The organism is Flagellimonas alginilytica (genome assembly GCF_042134605.1).
GTDB lineage: Bacteria > Bacteroidota > Bacteroidia > Flavobacteriales > Flavobacteriaceae > Flagellimonas > Flagellimonas alginolytica.
Window position 1 is genome coordinate 381,575 of the sequence record NZ_CP169638.1, and the last position, 25,272, is coordinate 406,846.

At 40.9% G+C, this 25,272-nt stretch carries 29 protein-coding genes and 1 other RNA gene; 20 read left to right on the plus strand and 10 right to left on the minus strand.

From position 1 onward, the window contains the following. The 4 genes from ABTP35_RS01580 (at position 1) to ABTP35_RS01595 (ending at position 4,872) form a co-directional block, all read left to right on the plus strand. Positions 1-918 (plus strand): DUF368 domain-containing protein, encoded by a 918-nt coding sequence (locus ABTP35_RS01580; protein WP_293294380.1) that lies wholly within the window; start codon positions 1-3, stop codon positions 916-918. A 19-nt stretch (positions 919-937) separates the two neighbouring features. Continuing rightward, on the plus strand, positions 938-1,975 hold the full coding sequence (locus tag ABTP35_RS01585) for a DUF368 domain-containing protein (RefSeq protein WP_293294378.1): 1,038 nt from the start codon (positions 938-940) through the stop codon (positions 1,973-1,975). Next, the gene (locus ABTP35_RS01590) at positions 1,950-2,681 is read left to right on the plus strand and encodes a shikimate dehydrogenase (RefSeq protein ID WP_293294376.1); all 732 of its coding nucleotides are present in this window, start codon (positions 1,950-1,952) and stop codon (positions 2,679-2,681) included. Before ABTP35_RS01585 ends, ABTP35_RS01590 begins: the two co-directional genes overlap by 26 nt. A gap of 142 nt (positions 2,682-2,823) precedes the next feature. Further along, a complete protein-coding gene (locus tag ABTP35_RS01595; protein WP_293294374.1) occupies positions 2,824-4,872 on the plus strand; it encodes a DUF349 domain-containing protein in 2,049 nt (682 codons plus the stop codon). A 46-nt stretch (positions 4,873-4,918) separates the two neighbouring features. On the opposite strand, the gene ABTP35_RS01600 is transcribed toward ABTP35_RS01595, so the two are convergent. The 5 genes from ABTP35_RS01600 to ABTP35_RS01620 all read right to left on the minus strand — a co-directional run bounded on the left by ABTP35_RS01600 (position 4,919) and on the right by ABTP35_RS01620 (position 7,804). Beyond that, a complete protein-coding gene (locus ABTP35_RS01600) occupies positions 4,919-5,341 on the minus strand; it encodes a CBS domain-containing protein (RefSeq protein WP_224835127.1) in 423 nt (140 codons plus the stop codon). Between the two features lie 77 nt (positions 5,342-5,418). Further along, positions 5,419-6,990 carry a ribonuclease Y gene (rny, locus tag ABTP35_RS01605; RefSeq protein ID WP_224835128.1) on the minus strand — a complete coding sequence of 524 codons (1,572 nt, stop codon included), beginning with the start codon at positions 6,988-6,990 and terminating at the stop codon, positions 5,419-5,421. Between the two features lie 52 nt (positions 6,991-7,042). After that, positions 7,043-7,152, minus strand: a non-coding RNA gene (ssrS, locus tag ABTP35_RS01610) — 6S RNA. Positions 7,153-7,205: 53 nt separating this feature from the next. After that, a complete protein-coding gene (locus tag ABTP35_RS01615; protein WP_224835129.1) occupies positions 7,206-7,499 on the minus strand; it encodes a cell division protein ZapA in 294 nt (97 codons plus the stop codon). A 14-nt stretch (positions 7,500-7,513) separates the two neighbouring features. Continuing rightward, positions 7,514-7,804 (minus strand): hypothetical protein, encoded by a 291-nt coding sequence (locus ABTP35_RS01620; protein ID WP_224835130.1) that lies wholly within the window; start codon positions 7,802-7,804, stop codon positions 7,514-7,516. 168 nt (positions 7,805-7,972) lie between these two features. On the opposite strand from ABTP35_RS01620, the gene ABTP35_RS01625 reads away from it, so the two are divergent. Both ABTP35_RS01625 and ABTP35_RS01630 read left to right on the plus strand, forming a co-directional pair. Then, positions 7,973-9,664, plus strand: a complete 1,692-nt coding sequence (locus tag ABTP35_RS01625) for a M23 family metallopeptidase (RefSeq protein ID WP_293294368.1) — start codon at positions 7,973-7,975, stop codon at positions 9,662-9,664. Positions 9,665-9,800: 136 nt separating this feature from the next. Next, on the plus strand, positions 9,801-10,448 hold the full coding sequence (locus ABTP35_RS01630; protein WP_252079210.1) for a hypothetical protein: 648 nt from the start codon (positions 9,801-9,803) through the stop codon (positions 10,446-10,448). A 9-nt stretch (positions 10,449-10,457) separates the two neighbouring features. On the opposite strand, the gene ABTP35_RS01635 is transcribed toward ABTP35_RS01630, so the two are convergent. Next, positions 10,458-11,606: a cysteine desulfurase family protein gene (locus tag ABTP35_RS01635; protein WP_293294365.1), complete on the minus strand. Its 1,149-nt coding sequence runs from the start codon at positions 11,604-11,606 to the stop codon at positions 10,458-10,460. 108 nt (positions 11,607-11,714) lie between these two features. Here ABTP35_RS01635 and ABTP35_RS01640 point away from each other — a divergent pair, with 108 nt between their 5' ends. Then, the gene (locus ABTP35_RS01640) at positions 11,715-12,236 is read left to right on the plus strand and encodes a hypothetical protein (protein ID WP_293294363.1); all 522 of its coding nucleotides are present in this window, start codon (positions 11,715-11,717) and stop codon (positions 12,234-12,236) included. Here ABTP35_RS01640 and ABTP35_RS01645 read toward each other — a convergent pair. Beyond that, the gene (locus ABTP35_RS01645) at positions 12,233-12,775 is read right to left on the minus strand and encodes a Smr/MutS family protein (RefSeq protein WP_293294361.1); all 543 of its coding nucleotides are present in this window, start codon (positions 12,773-12,775) and stop codon (positions 12,233-12,235) included. The genes ABTP35_RS01640 and ABTP35_RS01645 overlap by 4 nt on opposite strands. 80 nt (positions 12,776-12,855) lie before the next feature. Between ABTP35_RS01645 and ABTP35_RS01650 the strand changes: the two genes are divergently transcribed. Genes ABTP35_RS01650 through ABTP35_RS01660 form a run of 3 tightly spaced genes read left to right on the plus strand, consistent with a single transcriptional unit; the run spans position 12,856 to position 13,836 of the window. Further along, positions 12,856-13,176 carry a DUF2752 domain-containing protein gene (locus ABTP35_RS01650; RefSeq protein WP_224835136.1) on the plus strand — a complete coding sequence of 107 codons (321 nt, stop codon included), beginning with the start codon at positions 12,856-12,858 and terminating at the stop codon, positions 13,174-13,176. A 12-nt stretch (positions 13,177-13,188) separates the two neighbouring features. Continuing rightward, the gene (locus ABTP35_RS01655; protein ID WP_224835137.1) at positions 13,189-13,515 is read left to right on the plus strand and encodes a CCC motif membrane protein; all 327 of its coding nucleotides are present in this window, start codon (positions 13,189-13,191) and stop codon (positions 13,513-13,515) included. 9 nt (positions 13,516-13,524) lie between these two features. Continuing rightward, positions 13,525-13,836 (plus strand): CCC motif membrane protein, encoded by a 312-nt coding sequence (locus ABTP35_RS01660; protein ID WP_224835138.1) that lies wholly within the window; start codon positions 13,525-13,527, stop codon positions 13,834-13,836. Here ABTP35_RS01660 and recQ read toward each other — a convergent pair. Further along, the gene (recQ, locus tag ABTP35_RS01665; protein WP_293294358.1) at positions 13,833-16,034 is read right to left on the minus strand and encodes a DNA helicase RecQ; all 2,202 of its coding nucleotides are present in this window, start codon (positions 16,032-16,034) and stop codon (positions 13,833-13,835) included. The genes ABTP35_RS01660 and recQ overlap by 4 nt on opposite strands. A gap of 184 nt (positions 16,035-16,218) precedes the next feature. Here recQ and ABTP35_RS01670 point away from each other — a divergent pair, with 184 nt between their 5' ends. From ABTP35_RS01670 to lptB, 4 genes are read left to right on the plus strand one after another with little or no spacing between them, the layout of a single operon-like run. Next, positions 16,219-17,184: an SIS domain-containing protein gene (locus ABTP35_RS01670; protein WP_252079205.1), complete on the plus strand. Its 966-nt coding sequence runs from the start codon at positions 16,219-16,221 to the stop codon at positions 17,182-17,184. Next, entirely contained in the window at positions 17,184-18,026 is an 843-nt protein-coding gene (tatC, locus tag ABTP35_RS01675; protein ID WP_224835141.1) for a twin-arginine translocase subunit TatC, read from the plus strand. The genes ABTP35_RS01670 and tatC overlap by 1 nt, the downstream gene beginning before the upstream one ends. After that, positions 18,016-18,369: a carboxymuconolactone decarboxylase family protein gene (locus tag ABTP35_RS01680; RefSeq protein WP_224835142.1), complete on the plus strand. Its 354-nt coding sequence runs from the start codon at positions 18,016-18,018 to the stop codon at positions 18,367-18,369. The genes tatC and ABTP35_RS01680 overlap by 11 nt, the downstream gene beginning before the upstream one ends. Positions 18,370-18,426: 57 nt before the next feature. Beyond that, on the plus strand, positions 18,427-19,167 hold the full coding sequence (lptB, locus tag ABTP35_RS01685; RefSeq protein ID WP_127024769.1) for an LPS export ABC transporter ATP-binding protein: 741 nt from the start codon (positions 18,427-18,429) through the stop codon (positions 19,165-19,167). A gap of 2 nt (positions 19,168-19,169) precedes the next feature. On the opposite strand, the gene ABTP35_RS01690 is transcribed toward lptB, so the two are convergent. Together ABTP35_RS01690 and ABTP35_RS01695 are read right to left on the minus strand one after the other, a co-directional pair. Continuing rightward, positions 19,170-19,640, minus strand: a complete 471-nt coding sequence (locus ABTP35_RS01690; RefSeq protein ID WP_224835143.1) for a PH domain-containing protein — start codon at positions 19,638-19,640, stop codon at positions 19,170-19,172. Next, a complete protein-coding gene (locus tag ABTP35_RS01695; protein WP_293294352.1) occupies positions 19,618-20,349 on the minus strand; it encodes a CDP-alcohol phosphatidyltransferase family protein in 732 nt (243 codons plus the stop codon). The genes ABTP35_RS01690 and ABTP35_RS01695 overlap by 23 nt, the downstream gene beginning before the upstream one ends. A gap of 101 nt (positions 20,350-20,450) precedes the next feature. Here ABTP35_RS01695 and ABTP35_RS01700 point away from each other — a divergent pair, with 101 nt between their 5' ends. The 6 genes from ABTP35_RS01700 (at position 20,451) to ABTP35_RS01725 (ending at position 25,183) form a co-directional block, all read left to right on the plus strand. Then, entirely contained in the window at positions 20,451-21,620 is a 1,170-nt protein-coding gene (locus ABTP35_RS01700) for a DUF4105 domain-containing protein (RefSeq protein WP_293294350.1), read from the plus strand. A gap of 21 nt (positions 21,621-21,641) precedes the next feature. Next, entirely contained in the window at positions 21,642-23,513 is a 1,872-nt protein-coding gene (locus ABTP35_RS01705) for an ABC-F family ATP-binding cassette domain-containing protein (protein WP_293294348.1), read from the plus strand. Positions 23,514-23,575: 62 nt separating this feature from the next. Continuing rightward, positions 23,576-24,016: a hypothetical protein gene (locus ABTP35_RS01710; RefSeq protein WP_293294346.1), complete on the plus strand. Its 441-nt coding sequence runs from the start codon at positions 23,576-23,578 to the stop codon at positions 24,014-24,016. Between the two features lie 17 nt (positions 24,017-24,033). Then, positions 24,034-24,195: a hypothetical protein gene (locus ABTP35_RS01715; RefSeq protein WP_224835148.1), complete on the plus strand. Its 162-nt coding sequence runs from the start codon at positions 24,034-24,036 to the stop codon at positions 24,193-24,195. Positions 24,196-24,275: 80 nt separating this feature from the next. Then, a complete protein-coding gene (locus tag ABTP35_RS01720) occupies positions 24,276-24,836 on the plus strand; it encodes a cob(I)yrinic acid a,c-diamide adenosyltransferase (protein ID WP_293294344.1) in 561 nt (186 codons plus the stop codon). A 122-nt stretch (positions 24,837-24,958) separates the two neighbouring features. Then, positions 24,959-25,183: a DUF2795 domain-containing protein gene (locus ABTP35_RS01725; RefSeq protein ID WP_013551418.1), complete on the plus strand. Its 225-nt coding sequence runs from the start codon at positions 24,959-24,961 to the stop codon at positions 25,181-25,183. The last annotated feature ends 89 nt before the right edge of the window (positions 25,184-25,272 follow it).

Here is a 25,272-nt window from a genome sequence, read left to right on the forward strand (position 1 = left end):
ATGCAAGCACGTCGTATACTTGACTACGTATTTATAACACTCAAAGGAATGGCCATGGGTGCCGCAGATGTGGTCCCGGGAGTTTCCGGAGGAACCATTGCCTTTATTTCCGGGATTTATGAAGAACTCATCACTTCCATAAACAATATCAACCTTTCCCTTGTACCCTTGTTCCGTAAAGAAGGGGCAAAGGCAGTCTGGAACAAAATCAACGGAAATTTTCTTGCGTCACTTTTTCTTGGGATCTTTATTAGTGTACTCTCTTTAGCAAAATTCCTGAGCTGGCTCTTGGAGAACGAACCGATTTTGCTCTGGTCGTTTTTCTTTGGCCTGGTGGTCGCATCCATTTTTATTGTGGCCAAAGAAATTACCAAATGGAACCTGGGATCCATACTCGTTTTTATTGCTGGTTCGATTTTGGCCTATTTTATCACAGAATTGCCCGTAAACGACAATGTGGACAGCCTCCCATTTCTTTTCCTATCTGGGGCATTGGCCATTTGTGCCATGATTTTGCCCGGGATTTCCGGAGCCTTTATTCTAGTACTCTTGGGCTCCTACAAGACCATTTTGGACGCAGTCCACGAAAGGGACATCAAAATTATACTAACCGTGGGCGTTGGGGCAATTTTTGGACTTTTGAGCTTTGCACGCTTGCTCAAATGGATGTTCAACCACTACAAAAACATAACACTGGCCTTATTGACCGGTTTTATTTTGGGTTCCCTAAATAAAATTTGGCCCTGGAAAAAAGTATTGGAGACCAAAACCTTTGGAGAAAAGATCATTGTTGTAGATGATGTAAATGTGCTTCCTGGAACTTTTGAAGGTGACAATAAATTAATGCTTGCCATTATTCTGGCCGTACTAGGTTTTTCGCTTATTTTTATCTTAGAAAGATCAGCTTCTAAAAAGTAAGTAAAAACGGATGGGGCAAATGCATCAACCTAGAACATTTCTGGATAACTTTTTCTTGGTCGTAAAAGGTCTCTGCATGGGTGCTGCCAACAAGGTCCCAGGGGTTTCTGGAGGCATTGTCGCTTTTGTCGCCGGTTTTTATGAGGAATTTATCTATTCCCTTCAAAAACTAAATTCAAAAGCGCTCAAACTTTTCTTTAATGGAAGGTTCAAAAGCTTTTTCCAATATACCAATGCAAGGTTTTTAGGTTTACTGATATTCGGAATGCTGGTCAGTTATTTTAGTGTTTCCAGAGTTTTGGATTACCTCTTGGACCGCAACGAACTCTTTGTTTGGGCCACATTTTTTGGAATGGTAATCGGTTCCATTTACTATATAGGTAAAGATTTTGCCCCATGGAACAAACGGACCATAATAGCTGGAACCATAGGTTTGGTCATCGGGTTGTCCATCAGTTTTTTAAGTCCGGCAAAAGAGAACGATAATTTGGCATTTATCTTTATCTGCGGAATTATAAGTGTTTCCGGAATGACCCTGCCCGGGCTATCCGGTTCTTTTATCTTAATATTATTGGGCAATTATGTGCTGCTTTTGGTCGATTCAGTGAATGCACTCTATGATACTTTTGCAGAGGTTTTCTCGGGAGATTTTAGCTTTGTAAAAAATCCAGAACGTATAAAGATCTTAAAGATCTTAGGTGTTTTCACCCTGGGCTCAGCCGCGGGTTTGGTAACTTTTTCGCATTTGCTCAGTTATGTCCTCAAACATTTTAAGGCCACCACGACTGCTGTATTGCTCGGCTTTATAACCGGCTCTTTGGGCGTGCTTTGGCCATGGAAAAGAACCATTTTTAAATTGGATGGAACAGGCACGCCCTTACTGGACTCCAATGGAGATAAAATAATTTTGAACTACGAACGCTTTTTACCACGGATTGGCTCTCCGGAAACATGGTGGGCCATACTTTTTATAATATTGGGTGTTTTGGTATTATTACTACTGGATTGGTATGGCAAAAACAGAGAGAAAAATGAGAAGATTCGGGCTGCTAGGTAAAAATATATCCTATTCTTTTTCTGAAGGATATTTTGCAAAAAAATTCGAAGAACTAGGGCTTTTAGACCATAGTTATGAAAACTTTGACCTCCAGGACATTGAAGAGTTCAGTAGCGTATTGGCCCAAGATCACCTTACAGGTCTAAATGTTACCATTCCTTATAAACAAGCTGTTATCCCATTTTTGGATGAATTGGATCCAAAAGCCGAAAAAATAGGTGCCGTGAACACTATTCAATTTACCCCCAGCGGACTAAAAGGTTTCAATACGGACGCCTATGGCTTTCAAAAATCGCTCGAGCCTTATCTTAGACCGCACCATAAAAATGCATTGATCTTGGGAACAGGTGGCGCATCCAAAGCTATCCGCTTTGTTTTGAACGAGCTTGGTATTGCCAACACTTTTGTGTCCCGGCACAAAAAGCAAAATCAATATACTTACGAGGAGCTAAATGAACAGGTTATAAAAGATAATCAGCTTATAATTAATTGTACACCGCTGGGCACTTACCCCGATATCGAAGACAAACCAAAACTGCCCTATCAGCATATCGGGGCCGGACATTTGCTGTACGATCTTATCTATAATCCGGAGAAAACAGCTTTTTTATCCAAGGGAGAATCGCAAGGGGCCACCATTTGTAATGGATTAAAAATGTTGGAAGGGCAAGCGGAAAAAGCTTGGGAAATCTGGAACAATGCCTAAGAAACATTCATCAATATACAGTTCACTGCCAACCACAGATTCCTGAAATTCACCAAAAGAAGAATCAATACTTTTGGGATTAGACGATTAAGTTGTTAAATTGGCTATAATTTTCATCAATCAACAGCTAAATACGCTACTAATGCAGGAAAACGATGGTAAACTTCAGCATGCTGAAGGTGGAATAGAGGAAACGTCCGAAAACAAAAATGGTCAATTGGAAGAAAGCGCACAAGCCGAACCAAAAACGACCGGGGAAGTTACATCTGAAAGTGAAGCCAAGGAACAACCGGATAACGAATCCCAACAGGCCACCAAAGATGAAAAAATGGACGATTCCAATGAACATTTAGATGAAATCGATGAATCCAATGCGGAGGATGCCGAAGATACGGAAAACGAAAAGCGGCACACCATTCCCATGTTGGACTACCACTCCATGTCCATGGAAAATTTGGTGGGCGAATTACAACGCTTGGTAAAAAATGAAAAAGTACAGGCCATCCACAAGCATGTAAGTTCCATTAAATATGAATTTGATCAAAAGTTTCAGGAGTTTCTGGATGAAAAGAAAGAAGAGTTCGTAGCCAAGGGAGGCAACGAAATTGATTTTAGGTACAACTCTGTTGCCAAAAGGCAATTCAACGAAGTATATTCCGACTACCGGGAAAAACGTGATCAATACTATAAAAATTTAGACCAATCCCTGAAGGACAACCTTAACAAGCGTTTGAACATCATTGAGGAACTAAAGGGATTAATAGATATCGAAGAAGATATCAATACGACCTACAATAACTTTAAAGACCTACAAAACCGCTGGAAAAATGCAGGGCCGGTGCCACGTGCCAACTACAACGATGTTTGGCGAACGTATCACCACCATATGGAGATCTTTTACGATTTTTTGCACCTCAACCGTGAGCTACGTGATCTTGACTTTAAACACAATCTTGAGGAAAAACAAAAATTGGTAGAACGCGCCGAAGCTTTGGTCGCCGAACCGGATTTGAACAAAGCGTTCAGGGAATTGCAGACACTTCACAAAATCTGGAAAGAAGATGTTGGCCCGGTGGCCAAAGAGCATAGGGAGGAAATTTGGGAAAAGTTCAGCAACGCCACCAAAGCCATGCACCAACGTAGGCAGGAACATTTCCAAGAACTGGAGAAAGTCTATGAAAAAAACCTAGAAAAAAAGCACGAAATAATCGCTTCCATTGCTCAAATAGCTGAGAATGTAGCGAACAACCATCGAGGAATCCAACAACAGATCAAAGAGGTGGAGGCCTTACGCGACGCGTTCTTTAAAGCTGGCAGGGTCCCTCAAAAGGTGAACGAAGAAACTTGGAGCTATTTTAAGGAAACCGTTCGCAAATTCAATAGGAACAAAAATGCTTTTTACAAGAACCAGAAAAAAGAGCAGCAAGTAAATCTAGAAAAGAAAAAAGAATTGTTGGATTTGGCGATTTCTTTAAAAGACAGTGATGATTGGGCGGAGGTTACCCCGCAAATGAAACGTATTCAGCGCGATTGGAAGAAAATAGGCCATGTGCCCAGAAAGTATTCCGATAAAATCTGGAAAGAGTTTAAAGATGCTTGTAATCATTACTTTGATCGTTTACACGCCGAAAAGAATGATGAACACAATGCGGAATTCGAGAACTTTAAAAAGAAGAGCGCATGTTTGGACCGCCTTAAGGCATTCCAGTTAAGTGGTGATAAAAAGAAGGATTTAGAAGATCTAAAGGCATTTTTGACCGAATGGAAACAATATGGCCGAATTCCATACAACAAGAAACACATCAACAGCAAGTTCAATAAAATAATCGATGCCCTCTTCAAGAAATTGGGCATTGGCAAACAAGAATCCGAATTACTTAAATATGGGAACAAGGTTCAAGAACTTGCAAAAACTGAAGATAACCATGCCATTGGCAACGAGCGTGTTTTTGTGAAACGTAAAATAGATGAAGTCAAATCGGAAATTCGACAATTGGAGAACAATCTTCAATTTTTCTCTGGTGATTCTGAGGACAACCCCTTGGTGAAGGAGGTCGTTCAAAAATTGAACAAACAAAAAGATGCACTCCAGACTTGGAAGGAAAAAATGAAGAATCTTAATATTCTGGAGCACAAACTCAACAAAGAATCCGAAGCGGAGGAAGAATCCGATGGCGGTGAGGAAGAGTAAGGGATTGACCCTTACTCAATTCCATCCACAAAACTTTTGATCACTTTTAATCCAATCCCCTTAAAAAGTACTGGATCAAGTCGGTGGTCGTCACAATTCCTTTTAGTTTATCGCCCTCCACTACGGGCAATGCATGGAATTCCCTATTTGCCAATATCTGTGCGACTTCCTTAATGGTCGCATTGGGGTCTACGCTCACCAAATTGCTCACCATTACCTGAGGAATAGTAAACATATTGTACACAATGGTATCCACCACTTCCTCATGTTCATCAATGGCGTCGGCAAAACTGATCCGCATTAAGTCGGTAAGGCTCAGCATGCCCTTTATATTTTCACCATCCACAACAGGAATATGTCTTATGTTATGTTTTTTAAAAAGTCGTTCAGCGGTCACCAAATCATCTTTGGTGCTCAATGTGACCAGGTTCTTGGTCATTATTTGAGAAACGGGCACACCAATTTTCATCTTTTCAATTGTTTTAATTATATGTAATCAAGTTACCCCAATACGAGGTTGAAAAGTATGATAATTGTCAGTTAATCTTATTTGGCAACGTTTACCGATCTGGTTTCCCTGATCACGGTTACCTTAACTTGACCCGGATAGGTCATATCGGTCTGTATTTTTTGTGAGATTTCGAAAGATAGCTCGGCGGCTTTATCGTCGTTCACTTTCTCACTTTCCACGATTACACGAAGTTCCCTACCAGCTTGTATGGCATATGCTTTTTGCACCCCATGAAAGCCGAAGGCGATATCTTCCAAATCCTTTAGTCGCTGTATGTACGAGTCCAAAACCTGTCTCCTTGCACCTGGTCGGGCACCACTGATCGCATCACAAACTTGAACAATGGGAGATATTAAAGTAGTCATTTCAACTTCGTCGTGGTGAGCTCCGATAGCGTTGCATACTTCCTCTTTTTCACCATATTTCTGTGCCCATTGCATACCTAAGATTGCGTGAGGGGTCTCCACCTCCACTTCGGCCATTGGTACTTTACCTATATCGTGCAAAAGTCCGGCCCTTTTCGCCAATTTAGGGTTTAGGCCAAGTTCGGCGGCCATTACCCCACAGAGCTTGGCAACTTCTCTGGAGTGCTGTAACAAGTTTTGACCGTACGAAGATCTATACTTCATACGTCCTACCGCTTTGATCAGTTCTGGATGAAGGCCATGGATACCCAAATCTATTACGGTACGTTTCCCTATTTCGGCAATCTCTTCATTAATTTGCTTTTCGGTTTTTTTCACAACCTCTTCTATACGTGCTGGGTGAATTCGTCCATCTGTCACCAATCTGTGCAGGGACAAACGGGCCACTTCCCTTCTAACGGAATCAAAACAGGATAAAATAATTGCTTCTGGAGTATCGTCCACAATAATTTCCACTCCGGTCGCCGATTCCAAAGCACGAATATTTCGTCCTTCCCTACCGATTATACGTCCTTTTACATCGTCGGACTCCAAATTAAACACGGACACACAATTTTCTACTGCTTCCTCCGTACCGATTCGTTGAATAGTGTTTACTACAATCTTTCGAGCCTCCTGCTGTGCGGTCAGTTTGGCCTCTTCCATAGTATTTTGAAGATAGGCCATGGCATCGCTCTTCGCGGTTTCCTTTAATGACTCCAATAACTGGGCCTTAGCATCTTCTGCAGATAGCCCGGATATCACTTCCAACTGTTGTACTTGGCTCTTGTGTAGTTTTTCGACTTCGGCCTGCTTTTTATCAAGAATTTCACTCTTGTGGGATACTTCTTGTATTTTGCCCTGAAGTTGGTCGTTCAACTTTTTATTTTTGGCCAACTCACTGCTCACTTGGGACTCTTTGTCCCTAGTTCTCTTTTCGGCCTCGGCAATTTTCTTGTCCTTATTGATTATAACTTTTTCATGTTCGGCCTTCAGTTCCAAAAACTTTTCCTTTGCCTGGAAAATTTTGTCCTTTTTTATGCCCTCTCCTTCTTTCTTTGCTTCTTTTATGATATCGGCAGCTTCCTTTTTTGCCCCTGCAATGGTCTTGGACGCTTTGCCTTTCTCCATCATCTTTGCAATTGAAAAGCCAATGGCAAGCCCTACAACAGCTGCGACAGCAATTACTACGATATTATCCATGTTTGTTTGTGTTTAGTTAAAAAAAAAGCCCACATAGGCTGAAGTTTTGTACAAACTCCAAATTACAGGTTTAGGGCTAACAGACTGATCAAGGATCCCTATGCAAGTAGGGCCTGCTTTTACAATCTAAACTCACCCTTTTGAATTATAATAGTGTTGAGTTTGTCAAAAAATATTACCTATGTGGGCAGTAACATTATTTTATTTAAAAGAACTTATTCTCCCAGTTTGGAATGTACCAGTTCATCCAATGCCCTGAGCCTTTGCATGGCTGCTTCCGCATTTTCAGAACGATCTATCCCACTCTGCTCAATTTTGGATGCAAATTGTAGGGCACACATGGCCAATACATCTTGCTTGTCCCGAACTGCATAATTTTGCTCAAACTTTTTGGCCAGGTTTTCAATGTTCTTGGCCGCCTTCCGCAATCCTTCTTCTTGCTTGGGGTCTATGGTCAATGGATATACCCTATCGGCAATGGAAAGCTTTATTTTGAGCTTCTCGTTCATATTTCTGTAACTAATCAATCCGCTAGTTTGGCTATGCAAACATCAAGTTCGCGAATCAATGTATTTATCTTGAGCTTAGCTTCTGTTTTACTCGTATTACTACCCAGCATCGTGTTTGCCATTTTAAGGGAATCGTACTTCTCCTCCCATTGGTTCAGAGCGTCGTCCTTGAGTTTGTTTTCATCCTTTAGATGTTCCAATTCAAGCTTTAAATTAGCGTTCAATTGGTGCAACAGCTCCATTTTGTGCAGCAGTTTGCTCACCTTGTTCTCCAAAGAATCCACAATCTCAACAAGTTCGCTCATATATGCAAACAACAATACGTATTACACAAAGTTAACCAACCTAGGACAACCTCGCAATACTTTTTACATTTATTCTTGTTCCGTTTACCAAAGCTTTAGAGCTGTTGCGTTAAATCTTTTCTTAAAACAAAACATTGGTTACTTTCGTAATAGAATTACTGATCTTTTATGCGTAGAACACTATTTTTAGCCTTCTTTTTATTTGCAATTTATCTAGTTGCACAAGAAAAATATCCGCAAAACACATTTCGTTCCCCATTGGACATTCCCTTGGTACTTTCCGGCACTTTTGGCGAACTACGTTCCAACCATTTCCACTCCGGTATGGACCTTAAGACCCAACAAAGGGAAGGCCTCCCGGTTTACGCTATCGAAGATGGCACGGTAACCCGCATCAAAGTTTCGCATTGGGGCTACGGTAAGGCACTGTACGTTGCGCATCCCAATGGGCATACGTCTGTGTATGCCCACCTTCAAAAATTTGGGCCAGAAATAGAGAAGTACGTAAAAAAAGTTCAGTACCAAAAGCAGTCTTTCGAGGTTGAAATGTTCCCCGATTATGGAGAGTTAAAAGTAGCAAAAGGAGATATTATCGCATTTTCCGGTAATACGGGAGGCTCCGCAGGGCCCCATCTGCATTTTGAGATTCGAAACAGCGTAAACGGAAAACCTACCAATCCCCTGCTCTATGGTTACGAAGTAAGGGATGCCACAGACCCGACTTTGCTGGGACTTTTTGCATACCCACTGGCCAAGGGTGCATTGGTAAATCAGAGTGCAGAAAAAATTCAATTGAATTATAAAAAACAAGCAGACGGTTCTTTTTTGGCCGATAAGGTAACGGCGGTCGGTACAATCGGGTTCGGCATCAATAGCTTTGACCGTTTGGATATGGCCGCCAATAAAAATGGCGTATATGCCGTAAAACAAACCGTAAACGGCAAGGTTTATTCTGAATTCGACTTTGACACTTTCTCGTTCGGCGAAACACGGTACATCAACACTTTAATCGATTACGCCCACTTTTATAACCACAGAGAGCGCATTCAAAAGTGCTTTAAAGAGCCCTATAACCATTTAAGTATCTACAAATCCCTTTATAATGATGGTAAAATTGAGATTATCGAAGGTCTGTCCTATACTGTGGAAATCCTTATTTCTGATCTGGCCGGTAACACTACTAAACTCATAATTCCCGTGGAAGGCAAAATGCAAGAGGAGAAAATTGCCAAGAAAAATGACCCTACAGATAATTTCTTGATAGCCAATAAGCCCAATAACTTTGATTTGGGCGCTGCAAAAGTATTTTTTCCCGCTAGCACGTTTTATGAAGATTTCTATATCGACCTTCAAAAAGGAACCGACACCATTACCATACACAACAACAGCGTTGCGGCACACCGAAATTTCACTATCAGTTTCGACCCATCAAAATATACCACGGAAGAACGAAAACAAATGTTCATTGCCCATCTGGACAGCAAAAAGAGACCATCTTATTCAAAAACCTACAAGAGAGACGGTTCTTTTACCACCCGAACGCGCACTTTGGGCACATACACCCTTGTCAAGGACAGTATTCCTCCTACCATTAGACCAAAGAACTTCAAGGAAAAGCAATGGCTCAGCAACTACAATTACTTGAGTCTACTTATTTCCGATGACCTTAGTGGAATAGATAGTTATTCGGCCACATTGAACGGAAAATGGATTTTGATGGAATACGAACCAAAGACAAACACCATTACTTATAATTTTGAGGACAATATAACCAACGACACGGAATGCGACCTCATAGTTACGGTTACGGACAATGTGGGCAACTCCACTATATTTAGTACCAAGTTTTTCAGGAAATAGGCGTATTTTTGCATTCGAAAAATAATCAAGTACAATTATTTGTTGGCCTTTTTCAAGCTCAAAGACCTAATCAACCAGAATTATTTTTTAAAGTATGCCAAACCTTTTACATAGGTGTTGAATTAAATATTGATCCATGAAAAAAATTGTCTTCGTAGTTATTCTTTTGATCACAGGCATTATGTCCGCCCAAAAGAACATTTATGAAAACATCAGGTTTGACCAACTTACCAGTAACCACGAGGTTTTGGCCATAATTCCATTTATTGCCCATTTGGAATTGGAGGAAACGGTAGATAGTGAAGACCTCAAGATTTTGGCAGAAAAAGAAGGGTACGCGGTACAAAATGCATTGGAGACCTATTTTTCCAAACGCAAAAAGCGCAAAAAATTCAATGTGGATTTTCAGAATATAAACAACACCAATGCCATATTGGCCCAAAACGATATCGATTACACCAACATTGATACCTACACCACCAAGGAATTGTGCGAAGTTTTGGATGTAGATGGCATTATCAGTGGCAACCTAAACCTGAACATTTTATTATCCGAAGGCGTACCTACGGATTTTAGCATTTTGGACTACTTTAGTGGAAATGCCAACTATGGCAGAATCGGTGTAAAAATAAGCGATGGCGAAACCGGCAAACTCCTTTGGAAGTACGAGAACGCCATTTCCAAAAAAACAGGTAAAAACACCACCGAACTCATCGATAAAATGATGAAGACCGCCTCCCGAAAATTTCCTTACGACAGGGAAAAACGCAAGAACCGTAATTAATTATCCTTTTTAACTGTTCGCAAACTCTTTGAGGACCTGAACGGTATAATCTATTTCTTCCCTGGTATTGTACATGGAAAAAGAAAAACGAAGACTGGGCTTCTCCTGTTCTTCCCACTCAAGAATTTCGTTGAGCACATGGGATCCTTGACTACTACCTGATTGACAGGCACTCCCCTTGGAACAAGCAATACCTTTCATATCCAAATGGAAAAGCAACATTAGACCTTTCTGTTTATCAAAAGGTAAGCGCACGTTGGCCAAGGTGTAGGTACTTTTCTCCAAATCTCCAGAAAGCCCATTGCACACCGCATCGGGAATCTCTTGTTTAAGCTTCTCCAAAAAGTATTGTTTAAGCGATTTAATAGCCTCTGTTTCTTCCTCTAAGTTCTCGTATGCCCTAATAAAAGCCTCTTCCAACCCAACAATATTATGGAAAGGCTCGGTCCCTGCCCTAAAACCGCGTTCTTGGGAACCACCGAAGATCAATGGCTTTAATCCGGAATTTTTTCGGATAAAGGCAAACCCTATTCCTTTGGGCCCATGGAATTTGTGGGCAGCCGCCGTCATAAAATCAATATTTACATTTTGAACATCCCAAGGGTAATGCCCAATGGATTGCACCGTATCGGAATGAAAAAGAGCATTATTTGCCTTACAAAGTTCGCCAACAGTGCCAATATCCAATATATTGCCGATTTCGTTGTTTACATGCATTAAGCTTACCAACTTTTTGGAATCGCTCTTGTTGAGCAGGCTCTCCAAATGATCCATATTAGGGTTGCCATTTTCGTCCAGATCCACGTACCAGACATTGATACCGTACTCTTTTTCGAGCTCTTCTACTGTATGTAAGACGGCATGGTGCTCAATTTTAGATGTGATTATGGTCTCAACATCCAGATCCCTCACCGCACATCTCAAAATCATATTGTCCGCCTCTGTTCCTCCAGAGGTGAAAATAATCTCGGAGGGATGGGCATTCAACGTTTTTGCAATGGTCTTTCTGGCCTGTTCAACAGCTGTTTTGGCCGATCTCCCAAAACTGTGGGTGGAAGAAGGGTTTCCATAAAACTGTGCCAATGCCTCTTGCATTCGCTCGATCACTTCTTTTCTAACCTGCGTGGTAGCAGCATTATCCAGATAGACTTTTTGCATGGTTGATTTTACTTTAAACGGGTGTAAAAGTACACGAATTAAGTTAATTTCTTTTAAAGTAAGCTCGGGAATTGGGGTATTAAAATGGAATTGCATTAAATTTGGCGCATGAGAAAAATTTTCTTTCCCTTTCTTTGTTTTGGAGCTCTACTTTCTTGCAGTGATGGCGACCTTGAAATCGAGACCATTGATTTTGACAGTGTAACTTTGGATTACTGCTCCGACCCAACAACCGACGCCAAGAACATTCTTTTTAAGATAAATGAAAGTGAGTCCTTGATTTTGGAACTCCAAAGTGGCGTTTTGAACAATGGCGTTGCTGGGGAAACGGTTACCACCGAAAGTACTGTGCCCGGTCAATCCCAGATCACTTACCGAGTTTTTTCCGATGATGTGGACAGCGATTATTTCTGCAGCGATATTCCGCCCGCACAACCCACTGTTATTGATGAGGTCGAAGCAGAAGATGGTTCTGTGATCATTGAAACCATTGTTGATCCCGATGATGCCTCGTCATTTTTGCACACCATAAGTCTTAGTGGAATTTCTTTTGTGACCGACAACGGGGAACGAATCACCAATATTGCGATAAGTGAATTTGGCGAGGTAACCACCAATGTTCCCGATTAAGCGTTCTGGTAAATGTAAACTTCGGTTGCGCCCAAACCATATTTTTGATAATCGGCATCGTAAAATTTTAAGTTTTCGTACCTATTAAAAAGGTAATGCAGTTCTTCCTTGAGCACCCCCTCGCCCACACCATGTATAAAAACTACTTTTTGAATACGTTTTCGAATGGCAAAATCCAACTGCCTCTTTGCGGTCTCCAACTGGATATTTAGCATATCGTAATTGCTCATGCCCTTGCTCGATTTTACCAATTGATGAATATGCAGGTCCACTTCCATTTTCGGTGCACTTCGCTCTTTGGGCCTCAATACAGGTGAAGTTCTTTTTTTGGGCAGTTCTTTCTGTTTTTTGACTTGAGCAGCTTCAAAATTGGACACAGTAATGTCCCCCTCGATCTTTACAAGGTCGTGGGACATAAATCGCATGGGGAACCCATCATCCGTAAGTATGGTAACCTCATCACCTTCAACCTGTTGAACAATGCCCGCTATGGCTTCGTCCAAAACCTCCACCTTGTCTCCTTTTAAAAATTTGCCCATATTTAATTTCTGTGGTAAAAAATGATGTAAAAATTAAACCTGAATACAAAAATAATAGTATTTTTCGGCCACCACAGTCTATGATGTACCTAACACCAACCATATTCGCCATTGACCTGAAGGACTACATGTTACCTTGCCTTAATAAAAAGTTATTGGGCGTGGATTGTCCCGGTTGTGGTATGCAACGTGCCGTAGATCTGCTCCTACATGGTGATTTTATAGCTGCATTTTATATGTACCCGGCCATTTATCCCATTGTAGCGCTACTCGTTTTTTTACTGGCAAACATATTTTTTAGTTTTAAACATGCACAGCAGGTAAAATGGTTTTTGTTGTTGTTTACAGCGGGTACCATCATAGTAAGTTACATCATAAAAATGAATAACCTTTTTAATTAAAATCTTTAGATTATGGAACAACAAAAACTTCCAAATGCAACGCTGATCATGGTATTCGGTATTATATCGATAGTTACCTGTTGCTGCTACGGGGTAATCGGTCTAATTTTTGGTGTTATTGGTTTAATATTGGCCAACAAAGCATTGAAACTTTATGCCGAAAACCCAGAAATGTACGATGGTGTACAATCCGTTAAAACCGGTAGAATACTCTCCATTATCGGTATTGTACTAAATGTGCTTTATCTCTTAATGTCCCTTTGGGCCATATCTGCTTTTGGATGGGATGCCCTACAGGACCCGCAAAGAATGCAAGAAATTCTTGAACAATATCAATAAAATCAACATATGAACCAACAACCCTTACCCGGGGCAAGTACAGTGTTGACAATGGGGATACTCTCCATTGTCGGCACTTTGTTCTGCTGTGGCCCACTGGGAGCCATATTTAGTATTATTGGCCTTTCAAAAGCTAAATCCGCAAGTAATCTTTACCACCAAAATCCAGAAAGTTATACGGACTTCAGTAATGTAAAAACAGGAAAAATACTGTCATACATAGGGTTGGTGATCGCCTTGATCTATTTGGTGCTCACAATTCTTTACTTTGGATTTATTGTGGCCATGATTACAACAGGAGAATTTAGTGGCGAATTTTAATTCGCCACTTCACTTATAAATTTTAGACGGTACAAACGCAGCTCCTCGTCCTCGTAATCACCATCAAACTCATCTACGGCAGCCGAAATGGAATCGGTATCCGCATCAAGAAAGTAATCATGGATTTCTTCTTGTTGGTCTTCATCCAGAATTTCATCTATCCAGTAACCAATGTTCAACTTGGTACCACTGAACACGATCTGCTCCATTTCTTTGATAAGTTCGGGAAGCTCCAGCCCTTTTGCCGATGCAATATCATCCAAGGGCAATTTTCTATCCACACTCTGAATTACATACAGTTTTAAACCCGAATTGGCCCCCGTACTTTTCACTACAAGATCGTCCGGCCTGGTAATTTCGTTCTCATCCACATATTTGGAAATAAGGTCTACGAACGGTTTACCATATTTTTTTGCCTTGCCCTCGCCAACACCCTGAATATTTATTATTTCCTGCATGGTCACTGGGTACTTAAGGGACATATCTTCCAGTGAGGGGTCTTGAAAGACCACAAATGGAGGAACTTCTCTTTTTTGAGCTTCCCTTTTCCTTAGATCTTTGAGCAATTTCAACAAGTTTTCATCTGCAACGGCTCCATTGGATTTTTCAGGAACGACTATATTTCCTGTATCATCCTTGGAATACACATGATCCTTTGTCATCATAAAAGATTCTGGATTGTCCAAAAACTTTTTGCCATTTTCTGTTAAATGCAGGATACCGTATTGCTCGATTTCCTTTTTTAAGAGACCTGCCACTAACACTTGGCGCGTTAAAGCCATCCAAAATGTTTTGTCCTGTTCTTTTCCTATTCCAAAAAATTCTTTCTCATCGGTTTTATGGGAGGAGATCATCGCATTGGTTTTGCCCACCAGGATACGGACAATTTCTTTGGTCTTGAATTTCTCCTTGGTTTCCTTTACCACGTGCAACAATTTGGTTACTTCCTCTTTGGCCTCTTCTTTAGGTTTTGGGTTTCGGGAGTTATCGTCCATGTCGGCGCCTTCACCGTTCACTTCGTCAAATTCCTCACCGAAATAGTGTAGTATAAATTTTCTACGGGACATGGAGGTTTCGGCATAAGCCACAATTTCTTGAAGCAGGGCATTACCGATCTCTTGTTCCGCCACAGGTTTACCGGACATAAATTTTTCCAGTTTTTCCACATCTTTATAGGCGTAATAGGCCAAACAGTGCCCTTCGCCCCCATCCCTACCTGCGCGACCAGTTTCCTGATAATAACTTTCTATACTTTTTGGAATATCGTGATGGATCACAAATCGGACATCTGGCTTGTCGATTCCCATTCCAAAAGCAATCGTAGCAACAACCACATCCACTTCCTCCATTAAGAACATATCTTGATACTTGGAACGTGTCTTGGCATCAAAGCCTGCATGGTAGGGCACGGCACTTATCCCGTTTACCTGAAGCACTTGTGCCAATTCTTCTACACGTTTTCTGCTCAAACAATAAATTATACCAGATTTACCTTGATTTTGTTTAACAAAACGGATAATATCGGCATCCACATTCTTGGTTTTGGGACGTACTTCGTAAAATAGATTGGGCCTATTGAACGATGCCTTGAATACCTTGGCGTCCGTCATGCCCAAATTTTTAATAATATCCTCTTGTACCTTTGGTGTTGCCGTAGCGGTTAGGCCGATTATGGGAATATTATCTCCCAATCGATTTATAATTCCTCTTAAATTTCGGTATTCGGGCCTAAAGTCGTGGCCCCACTCGGATATACAATGAGCCTCATCCACCGCCACAAAAGAAAGTTTGACCTTTCTTAAAAACTCCACATTTTCTTCCTTGGTCAGTGATTCCGGAGCAACATAGAGCAATTTGGTAACCCCATTTACTATGTCCTCCTTTACTTGTTTTACCTCGGTCTTGGTCAGGGAAGAATTTAACACATGGGCTATTCCATGCTGTTCGGATATTCCGCGAATGGCATCGACCTGGTTTTTCATAAGGGCGATCAATGGGGAAACCACAATGGCGGTCCCCTCTTTCATTAATGCAGGCAATTGGTAACAGAGGGATTTGCCTCCTCCCGTGGGCATAATCACAAAAGTATCGTTGTCACTTAGAATGTTTTGGATCACACCTTCTTGTAATCCTTTAAACTTTGAGAAACCAAAATATTTTTTGAGCGAGGAATGCAAATCAGTGTTCGTTAGGCTCATTTCCGCATTTTTCAATTTATTACAAACAACCTAAAAGGTAGTTGAAGCTTTTATTAAACAATTCCAATACAGTTAAATCCAATATCATTTTCGAAATAGTCTGTATAAGATAGTTTGATTAGTTTTGTAAACTTAAATATAACACATTCTTTTAGGAATACAATCAGTTAATCCGTTAATTACATTGAACGACAAAAAGTCAATTTTATCCATAGCAAAGCGGACCCTTGAAATAGAGAGTAAGGCCATTGCAAATTTAATAGGTCTGTTGGACGACCATTTTGAACAAGCGGTTCAGCATATACTTGAATCCGATGGAAGAGTCGTAGTTTCCGGCATTGGTAAAAGCGCCATAATTGCATCAAAAATTGTAGCAACCTTAAATTCTACTGGCACACCTGCAATTTTTATGCATGCCGCCGATGCCATACACGGGGATTTGGGCACTATTCAACAAAATGATGTGGTCATATGCCTTTCTCAGAGCGGGAACACGCCAGAAATTAAAGCCTTATTGCCCTTAATTAAGGCGGGCAACCACAAATTGATAGGAATTACAGGAAACATGGATTCCGTTTTGGCCAAACAAGCAGATTTTGTGCTCAACACCTACGTGGAGAAAGAGGCATGCCCCAATAATTTAGCACCCACAACCAGTACTTCGGCCCAAATGGCGGTCGGTGATGCACTGGCCATTTGTTTATTGGAGCTTAAAGGATTCAGCAGCACCGATTTTGCCAAGTACCATCCTGGTGGGGCTTTGGGCAAAAAATTATATTTACGGGTGGCCGATATTGTGCTCAACAATCAAAAACCGCAAGTGGACGTAAATACCAAAGTAAAGGATGTAATCGTCGAAATCTCCGAAAAAATGTTGGGCGTTACCGCCGTTATGGACAAGGACAAGGTGGTAGGAATCGTTACCGATGGCGATGTTAGGAGGATGTTGAGCAAATACGACAATATAAGCGGACTTACCGCAAGGGACATCATGACCTCCAATCCCAAAACAATAGATGTGGATACTTTGGCCGTTAAGGCCCTTAAAATGCTGCAAGAACAGAGCATATCGCAACTATTGGCCTTTGACGGTGATTCGTATGCCGGCGTGGTCCATATCCATAACCTTATAAACGAGGGAATCCTATAATGGCTAAAAAAGAAAGAAAAAACCCAGACGAAATGTCCTTTTTGGACCATTTGGAAGAATTACGCTGGCACTTGGTCCGATCCACATTGGCCGTGGTCATAATTGCGTGTGTCGCCTTTGTTTTTAGAGGCTTTATTTTTGATACTATCTTGTTCGGCCCAAAGAACATGGACTTCCCAACCTATCAATTTTTCTGTAATATAGGAAAGTTGTTCGGGGTAGATTCGGAATTTTGTGGCGACGAAATCCCGTTTACCATTCAAAGTAGGTTGATGGCCGGTCAATTCTCCGCACATATCTGGACCTCTATCTGGGCGGGCGTAATTCTCGGATTTCCATATATTTTATGGGAGTTGTGGAAATTTATCAGCCCCGGACTCTACGAAAACGAAAGAAAACATTCAAAAGGGTTCATTATAACGGCTTCGGGATTGTTTTTCCTTGGTGTATTGTTCGGATACTACATTGTTGCCCCGCTTTCCATCAACTTTTTGGGGTCGTACCAGGTCAGTAAGGAAGTATTGAACGAAATCGACCTGGCTTCATACATTGGAACGGTTAGGGCCTCCGTGATCGCTTGCGGAATCATGTTTGAGTTGCCCATTGTAATATTTTTCTTGACCAAAGTTGGACTGGTAACCCCCGAAATCCTCAAAAAGTATAGGAAGATAGCTTTGGTGATCATTCTGATTTTATCGGCGATCATTACCCCTCCCGATGTAACCAGCCAAATCATTGTATGTATTCCTGTATTGATTTTGTACCAGGTAAGCATATTTATATCAAAAATGGTAGTAAAAAGCGAAGCTAGAAAAGTAAAAGCTACAAAAAATGGCAAATAATAAAGTAGAAGAGTTCAATGCATATCGCGCCAAGATGAACGATAAGCTGCTCGCAGAGAACAACAAGCTCATAAAGCGTATCTTCAACCTGGACACCAACGCCTATATGGAAGGCGCACTGGATGTAAAGACCAAAGAATTGCTGGGTCTGGTCGCCTCGGCCGTGCTGCGATGTGACGATTGCGTGAAATACCACCTCGAAAGCTCCAAAAATGCAGGGGCCAATAAAGAAGAAGTTATGGAAACCTTGGGCATAGCCACTTTGGTAGGCGGAACCATAGTGATTCCGCATTTACGACGAGCGTATGAGTTTTGGGAAGATTTGGAGGAGAGCGAAGCTTAAAAAAATCCAAAAGACCATTCACTAAAAAAAGAATATGTTTAGTTTTGGCAAATTCCTATGAAGCTACGCGCAGAAAATATTATGAAGGCCTATCGAGGCCGAAAAGTTGTCAAGGGCATATCGCTCGAGGTCAATCAAGGTGAAATTGTTGGACTATTGGGGCCCAATGGGGCAGGTAAGACCACATCGTTCTACATGATCGTGGGACTTATTAAACCGAATGGCGGAAACATCTACCTGGACAGTACGGATATCACTAGCTTCCCCATGTACAAAAGGGCACAGCATGGAATTGGCTATTTAGCCCAAGAAGCATCGGTCTTCCGAAAACTCAGCATAGAAAAAAATATATTGAGTGTGTTGCAGCTTACCAAATTGAGCAAAAAAGAACAACACATGAAAATGGAGTCCCTGATCGATGAATTTGGTCTCGGGCATATTCGCAAAAACCGGGGAGATTTGCTGTCCGGGGGCGAACGTCGCCGTACCGAGATAGCCCGCGCACTGGCCACAGACCCTAAATTTATTTTATTGGACGAGCCCTTTGCAGGGGTTGACCCCGTTGCGGTAGAAGATATTCAGCGCATCGTGGCCCAATTAAAAAACAAGAACATTGGCATCCTGATCACCGACCATAATGTGCAGGAAACTTTGGCCATTACCGAACGCTCGTACTTAATGTTCGAAGGCGGCATTCTAAAGGCCGGAGTTCCCGAGGAACTTGCCGTTGACGAAATGGTCCGGAAAGTGTATCTGGGGCAAAACTTTGAACTTCGAAAAAAGAAGCTCGACTTTTAAGCTTATTTTTTATTTCTCTTTTTAAGCTCCACTTGAATGGTTGGAGAAAGGCGCGTTAAATGCTCAATAAATCGCATTTTATCCTTAGGTGAGATTACCGTACTGCTGTATTTACCGTAGTATACTTCCAACCGGCTCAAAGATGCCGCAGGGGCACTGATCGGATTGTTCGATTCCACTATTCGTGTTATGTCCTTGATCGGAATATTCTTTTTGACCACAAATAAAGAGGTCACCGTTAATATTTCATCCGAAACTGTATAGGAAATGGAGAAAAAAAGAAGTACAAAGACCAGCATAATGGCAAACTGAATTATCACACCGATCAGACTACTCTCCCCAAAAGAACCAACTATCCCGATACCAAAAATCAATAGAACAGGTATCAATAGCTCTAGCCCTACTTTGGATGGATACACCACAGCTTCCGTGGAACCATCAAATACATCCTTATGTTGTTTTTCCTCCTCCATCGATGAGAGACATCAAAATATAGCTAAAGATAATCAAGGGTATTGCCAAAAAACGTAGGGTCAACAATAACACCAAACTCCCGATCAAGAACAAATATCGAATACCATTATCCTTAAAGCTTCCGTTCTTAAATTTTAGGGCAAACAATTTAATGGGAGAATTCAATAAATAGGTGCTGATCACTGTAAGGATTACTAAAAACCATGGATTTAAGATAATGTTGTTCAAGGTTTCGTTATCATGATACATAAGAATCATGGGCAGCGAAAGAATCAACAAGGCATTTGCTGGAGTAGGGAGACCAACAAAGGAAGAGACTTGGTTCTCGTCCACATTAAATTTGGCCAACCGGTACGCAGATGCCAATGTAATGGCAAAACCAACAAATGGCAATAAGGTCAGTTCGGCATCATGGCCAATAAACCCAAGGTTCCAGCCACCCCTTTCCGCCATACTCAATAGTTGAAACATAACCACCCCGGGCACAAGACCACTGGTAATTACATCGGCCAAAGAATCCAACTGAATACCAATATCACTCTGCACATTTAATGCTCGGGCGGCCAAGCCATCAAAAAAATCGAAGAAAATCCCGATAAAAACAAAAAGTGCGGCCCACTCCAAGTGATTTAAAACAGCAAAAACTGTGGCGATACAGCCACTAAAAACATTAAGAAGCGTCAAAAAGTTGGGAATATAGGACTTCATGAAATTGGATTTGCGTAAAAATAGTGGAAAAAATAAACTGTTCGCAACGTATGGTGGACCGAGTCGTTTTTATTTAGATATTTGCGCTGACAACCATCAGAATGAAAAAGATATTTCTTCTTTTATCTTTATTTCTCATTACAGGGAATTTTGTTTTCTCCCAAGCACCACAGCTATCGGAAAATTCCAAAGTAAGTCTATTGACCTGTGCAGGGGGCGATGTACTATATTATGCATTTGGACATAGCGCATTTCGGGTACAGGATTCGGTTTTAGGGATTGATGTTGTCTACAACTACGGTACTTTTGACTTTAACCAACCCAATTTTTATTTAAATTTTACCAAGGGAAGGATGATCTATTCCCTTTCCCGAAGAAGTTTTGAGTCGTTTTTGTTTGAATATGAGTTGGAAAAAAGATGGGTAAAAGAGCAAGTTCTAGATTTAAACCTTGAACAACGCAACCAACTCCTTGCATTTTTTGAAGAAAACTATCTCCCCGAAAACCGAGATTACCTGTACGACCCTCTATTGAACAACTGCTCCAGTATTACCGGAGATATTTTAAAAGAACAATTTGGAGATGCTGTGGTATTCGATGGATCATATCTGGAGAAACGATATACTTTTCGGCAATTGGTAAGGCAATTCTTAAATGTAAATACCTGGTCCATGTTCGGCATAGACCTGGCCTTTGGATCCCCTGTGGACAGACAGGCAACCGTACAGGAACATATGTTCTTGCCCTACTATGCCATGGAACAACTACGACATACCACCCTGAACGGGAAACCCCTGATCAAGAGGGAGCGCACCATTTTGGATTATAACGAACACTCGCAAAGTGGTTTTTTTCCGCTCTCTCCTTTGTTCTGGTTTATGTTGCTCTTGGCGTTTACGGCCATCATCACCTATTTCGACAACAAACATAAGACACGAAGCCGCTGGTTGGACTTTACCCTGTTGTTCATTTCCGGATTGGCCGGCACCTTCCTTTTCTTGTTATGGGTAGCGGCAGATCACACCTCCACACCTTATAATTACAACATACTATGGGCTTTCCCGATAAATTTAGGAGTTGCGTTTGCATTCGTTTTTCAGGATAACATTCCAAAATGGGGCACAAAATATCTATGGTTTGCCCTAAGTTTGATAGTCCTAGTTCTTTTATTATGGATTATCAAAGTTCAGATTTTTTCACCTGTACTTATTCCTTTACTTTTGACCCTGGTCATCCGATACTTGTATATGATCAAGTATTCCAAATTGTAGATTGGCACTCAAAAAACACCCATGAACTTATTAACGGTCGAAAACATATCAAAATCCTATGGAGAACTGGTGCTCTTCTCGGATATTTCCTTTGGAATCAATAAAGACCAAAAGATTGCATTGATTGCCAAAAATGGAAGTGGAAAAACCTCTATTCTCAATATTATGTCGGGAAAGGATACCTCCGAAACCGGTCAGGTGACCACCCGCAAAGGCATTAAAGTCTCTTTTTTGGAACAAGAGCCGGACCTAAATCCCAACTTAACCATTGAACAGACCATATTTACTACGGATAACGAAATCCTAAAAGTAATTGCCGCATACGAAAAAGCGGTGGAAAACCCCGATAACGCAGACCAATACCAAAAGGCCTTCGAAGCAATGGAACGCCTTAATGCCTGGGATTTTGAAACCCAGTACAAGCAAATACTTTTCCAATTACAACTTTCCAACCTCGACGCTAAAGTAAGTACACTTTCGGGCGGACAAAAGAAGCGTTTGGCCCTGGCCAATGCCTTGCTCAACAAACCCGATTTGTTGATTTTGGACGAGCCGACCAACCACTTGGACCTAGAAATGATCGAATGGTTGGAGGCTTATTTTGCAAAAGAGAGCATTACGCTGTTTATGGTGACCCATGATCGATACTTTTTGGACAGGGTTTGTAACGAGATCATTGAATTGGACAATAACCAGCTTTACACCTATAAAGGCAACTATTCGTATTACCTTACCGAAAAAGAATCTCGATTGGAGCGCGAAGCAGTAGAGCAACAAAAGACCAAAATGCTCTACAAAAAAGAGCTGGATTGGATGCGAAGGCAACCCAAGGCCCGTACCACAAAATCCAAATCCCGTATCGATGATTTTGCAGAGATCAAAAAACGTGCACATCAACGCCGAACAGAGCACGAAGTCCAATTAGAGCTAAATATGGAGCGCTTGGGCAGTAAAATTTTGGAGCTTCATAACATTTCCAAATCATACGGAGATAAAAAAATACTGGACAAGTTCGACTACAACTTCACCAAAGGTGAACGGGTGGGCATTATTGGCAAGAACGGAACTGGAAAATCTACTTTTTTGAACATCATTACCCAAAACGAGGATGTAGATAACGGAAAGGTTGTGGTCGGGGACACTTTAAGATTTGGTTATTACACCCAAAAAGGAATTCCAGATAAGGATGGCCAAAAGGTTATTGACGTAATTCGAGAGTTTGGGGATTACATTCCTCTAAAAAAAGGACGACAGATTTCCGCACAACAATTATTGGAACGCTTTCTATTTGATCGTAAAAAACAATACGATTTTGTCGAAAAATTGAGCGGTGGTGAACGCAAACGATTGTATTTATGTACTGTCCTGATTCAAAATCCTAATTTTCTTATTCTGGATGAGCCCACCAACGATCTGGATATTGTTACACTTAATGTTCTGGAAAGTTTTTTGTTGGATTTTCCCGGCTGTTTGATCGTGGTTTCGCACGACCGTTATTTTATGGATAAAATCGTAGATCACCTCTTTGTTTTTCGAGGAGAAGGAGTTATTGAAGATTTCCCCGGAAACTATTCGGACTACCGAATCTACGAAAACAGCAAGGTAATCGAGGAACGGGAGAACAAAACAAACTCGACCGAAAAAACAGAAAATAATTGGAGAGACACCAGTGGGGGAAAACTTTCCTATTCGGAACAAAAGGAATACAAACAATTGGAGAAGGACATTCAAAAATTGGAAGAGAAAAAGGTTGAGCTCCAGAACAAGTTCACCGACCCCGGTTTGGATGGAGGCGAAATAGCCGATCTTTCCAAAGAGCTCAAAGAAATAACCGATACCATTGAGCAAAAAACAGAACGTTGGTTCGAACTTTCTTCCATTTTAGAAGGGTAAAAATGTGGTTTCGAGTTGTTTCATACCTAAAATTCTTAGTTAAATCCACAAATGAGCATGGCGTGCACTCCCCTTTTGTGTACAATTATGTGACCAAATGTCTTTATTCCAAAAAAAAACTCGACCGGAACAGGAGTATCAATATTTTGCTCAAGACCATAGCTTATTTCAAATTTGAAAGCATCTCAATACCGGACAAACCTGAAATCCAAGATTTGGTAAGACAACATTTTGGTGAAACTCAATTCGATAAAAAGATAATCCATCTTCTTTTTGTGGACGGATTGGATACTGCCTCCTTTAAAAAAATGCTTTCCGAAGAAACTTTGCGGAACAACAGTATTATTTTAATCGATTCCATTTATAAATGTAAAGAAAGTTTGAACCTATGGCACCGATTGATTGCCCAGCCCGAAATTACCGTGAGCATAGACATGTACCATTGTGGTGTTATATCCATACGCAAGGAACAGGTAAAGGAACATTTTACGATTCGAATTTAAAGCGGTAATTTTAGGTTATGGAAAATATTGCGACAGATAACACCATTTGGTACGTACTCGCTGTCTTGGGACTTATTTATCTGGTTGTTTTGTACAGAAACAAAAAAGCTACAAAACGAAGAAAGTCCCGAAAATTTATGGAGGGTAAACGCCAACACGACAAGAACAACAAACAATAATCAATTGACCATTATTAATAGCCAGAGATATTAGGTAAACATCCCTGACTACTGACTACTGACTACTGACTACAGAAAAAATGAAGATCTACACCAAAACCGGAGATAAGGGAAAAACATCTTTATTTACCGGCACACGGGTACCCAAACACCACGTAAGAATAGAGAGTTATGGTACCATAGACGAACTCAACTCCTATTTGGGACTATTGCGCGATCAAGAAATGGATGTGCGCTCAAAACAAACATTGACCCAGATCCAAGAGAAATTATTTACCATGGGTTCTATTTTGGCCACAGAGCCAAACAAGGACAATAGGTTAAAAATTCCGCGCATAAGTACCGGGGATATAGAATTTTTGGAGAAAGAAATGGACAAAATGAACGAAGCTCTTCCAGAAATGACACATTTTATACTTCCGGGAGGGCATACAACAGTGTCATACTGTCATATTGCGAGAACCGTTTGCCGCCGGGGGGAAAGATTGATTTCTTACTTACATGAAAATGAACCCGTACCGGACAACTTACTATCATATATTAACCGATTATCCGATTATTTGTTCGTATTGGCACGCAAATTGTCGAAGGATTTAAACGCGAAGGAAATAAAATGGATTCCCGAGAAATTGGACCAATAAATTCGCTTTTTTACCCTAATTGTTTTGTTAACCACAAAATAATTTTTAAATAATTGTGTTTTTACTTGACAAATTGGGTTTAAAAATTATTTTTGCAAAAAATTATAAATCAAACCGTTACTATGTACTGGACGTTAGAACTAGCTTCATATTTAAGTGATGCGCCTTGGCCAGCAACCAAAGACGAACTGATAGATTACGCGATTCGAACTGGAGCTCCCCTGGAAGTTGTAGAGAATTTACAATCTATGGAAGAAGAAGGAGGAGAAATATATGAGTCAATTGAGGAAATCTGGCCCGATTATCCCACCGAGGAAGATTACCTCTGGAACGAGGACGAATATTAAATCCTAAAAACACAAACCACATTAAAAAAGTCTCAATTGAGGCTTTTTTTTATGTAATTTTGACAGCCTAGCGAAAGAATTCCATCGTA

Coding starts and splice junctions, on each gene's coding strand:
- ABTP35_RS01720 (WP_293294344.1), top strand. CDS start 24,276: ATGAAGATCTACACCAAAACCGGAGATAAGGGAAAAACATCTTTATTT.
- ABTP35_RS01625 (WP_293294368.1), top strand. CDS start 7,973: ATGCGTAGAACACTATTTTTAGCCTTCTTTTTATTTGCAATTTATCTA.
- ABTP35_RS01585 (WP_293294378.1), top strand. CDS start 938: ATGCATCAACCTAGAACATTTCTGGATAACTTTTTCTTGGTCGTAAAA.
- ABTP35_RS01655 (WP_224835137.1), top strand. CDS start 13,189: ATGGAACAACAAAAACTTCCAAATGCAACGCTGATCATGGTATTCGGT.
- ABTP35_RS01690 (WP_224835143.1), bottom strand. CDS start 19,640: ATGGAGGAGGAAAAACAACATAAGGATGTATTTGATGGTTCCACGGAA.
- recQ (WP_293294358.1), bottom strand. CDS start 16,034: ATGAGCCTAACGAACACTGATTTGCATTCCTCGCTCAAAAAATATTTT.
- tatC (WP_224835141.1), top strand. CDS start 17,184: ATGGCTAAAAAAGAAAGAAAAAACCCAGACGAAATGTCCTTTTTGGAC.
- ABTP35_RS01705 (WP_293294348.1), top strand. CDS start 21,642: ATGAACTTATTAACGGTCGAAAACATATCAAAATCCTATGGAGAACTG.
- ABTP35_RS01620 (WP_224835130.1), bottom strand. CDS start 7,804: ATGAGCGAACTTGTTGAGATTGTGGATTCTTTGGAGAACAAGGTGAGC.
- ABTP35_RS01600 (WP_224835127.1), bottom strand. CDS start 5,341: ATGAAAATTGGTGTGCCCGTTTCTCAAATAATGACCAAGAACCTGGTC.
- ABTP35_RS01695 (WP_293294352.1), bottom strand. CDS start 20,349: ATGAAGTCCTATATTCCCAACTTTTTGACGCTTCTTAATGTTTTTAGT.
- ABTP35_RS01660 (WP_224835138.1), top strand. CDS start 13,525: ATGAACCAACAACCCTTACCCGGGGCAAGTACAGTGTTGACAATGGGG.
- ABTP35_RS01615 (WP_224835129.1), bottom strand. CDS start 7,499: ATGAACGAGAAGCTCAAAATAAAGCTTTCCATTGCCGATAGGGTATAT.
- ABTP35_RS01635 (WP_293294365.1), bottom strand. CDS start 11,606: ATGCAAAAAGTCTATCTGGATAATGCTGCTACCACGCAGGTTAGAAAA.
- ABTP35_RS01580 (WP_293294380.1), top strand. CDS start 1: ATGCAAGCACGTCGTATACTTGACTACGTATTTATAACACTCAAAGGA.
- ABTP35_RS01595 (WP_293294374.1), top strand. CDS start 2,824: ATGCAGGAAAACGATGGTAAACTTCAGCATGCTGAAGGTGGAATAGAG.
- ABTP35_RS01650 (WP_224835136.1), top strand. CDS start 12,856: ATGATGTACCTAACACCAACCATATTCGCCATTGACCTGAAGGACTAC.
- ABTP35_RS01640 (WP_293294363.1), top strand. CDS start 11,715: ATGAGAAAAATTTTCTTTCCCTTTCTTTGTTTTGGAGCTCTACTTTCT.
- ABTP35_RS01630 (WP_252079210.1), top strand. CDS start 9,801: ATGAAAAAAATTGTCTTCGTAGTTATTCTTTTGATCACAGGCATTATG.
- ABTP35_RS01590 (WP_293294376.1), top strand. CDS start 1,950: ATGAGAAGATTCGGGCTGCTAGGTAAAAATATATCCTATTCTTTTTCT.
- ABTP35_RS01680 (WP_224835142.1), top strand. CDS start 18,016: ATGGCAAATAATAAAGTAGAAGAGTTCAATGCATATCGCGCCAAGATG.
- ABTP35_RS01700 (WP_293294350.1), top strand. CDS start 20,451: ATGAAAAAGATATTTCTTCTTTTATCTTTATTTCTCATTACAGGGAAT.
- rny (WP_224835128.1), bottom strand. CDS start 6,990: ATGGATAATATCGTAGTAATTGCTGTCGCAGCTGTTGTAGGGCTTGCC.
- ABTP35_RS01725 (WP_013551418.1), top strand. CDS start 24,959: ATGTACTGGACGTTAGAACTAGCTTCATATTTAAGTGATGCGCCTTGG.
- lptB (WP_127024769.1), top strand. CDS start 18,427: ATGAAGCTACGCGCAGAAAATATTATGAAGGCCTATCGAGGCCGAAAA.
- ABTP35_RS01645 (WP_293294361.1), bottom strand. CDS start 12,775: ATGGGCAAATTTTTAAAAGGAGACAAGGTGGAGGTTTTGGACGAAGCC.
- ABTP35_RS01715 (WP_224835148.1), top strand. CDS start 24,034: ATGGAAAATATTGCGACAGATAACACCATTTGGTACGTACTCGCTGTC.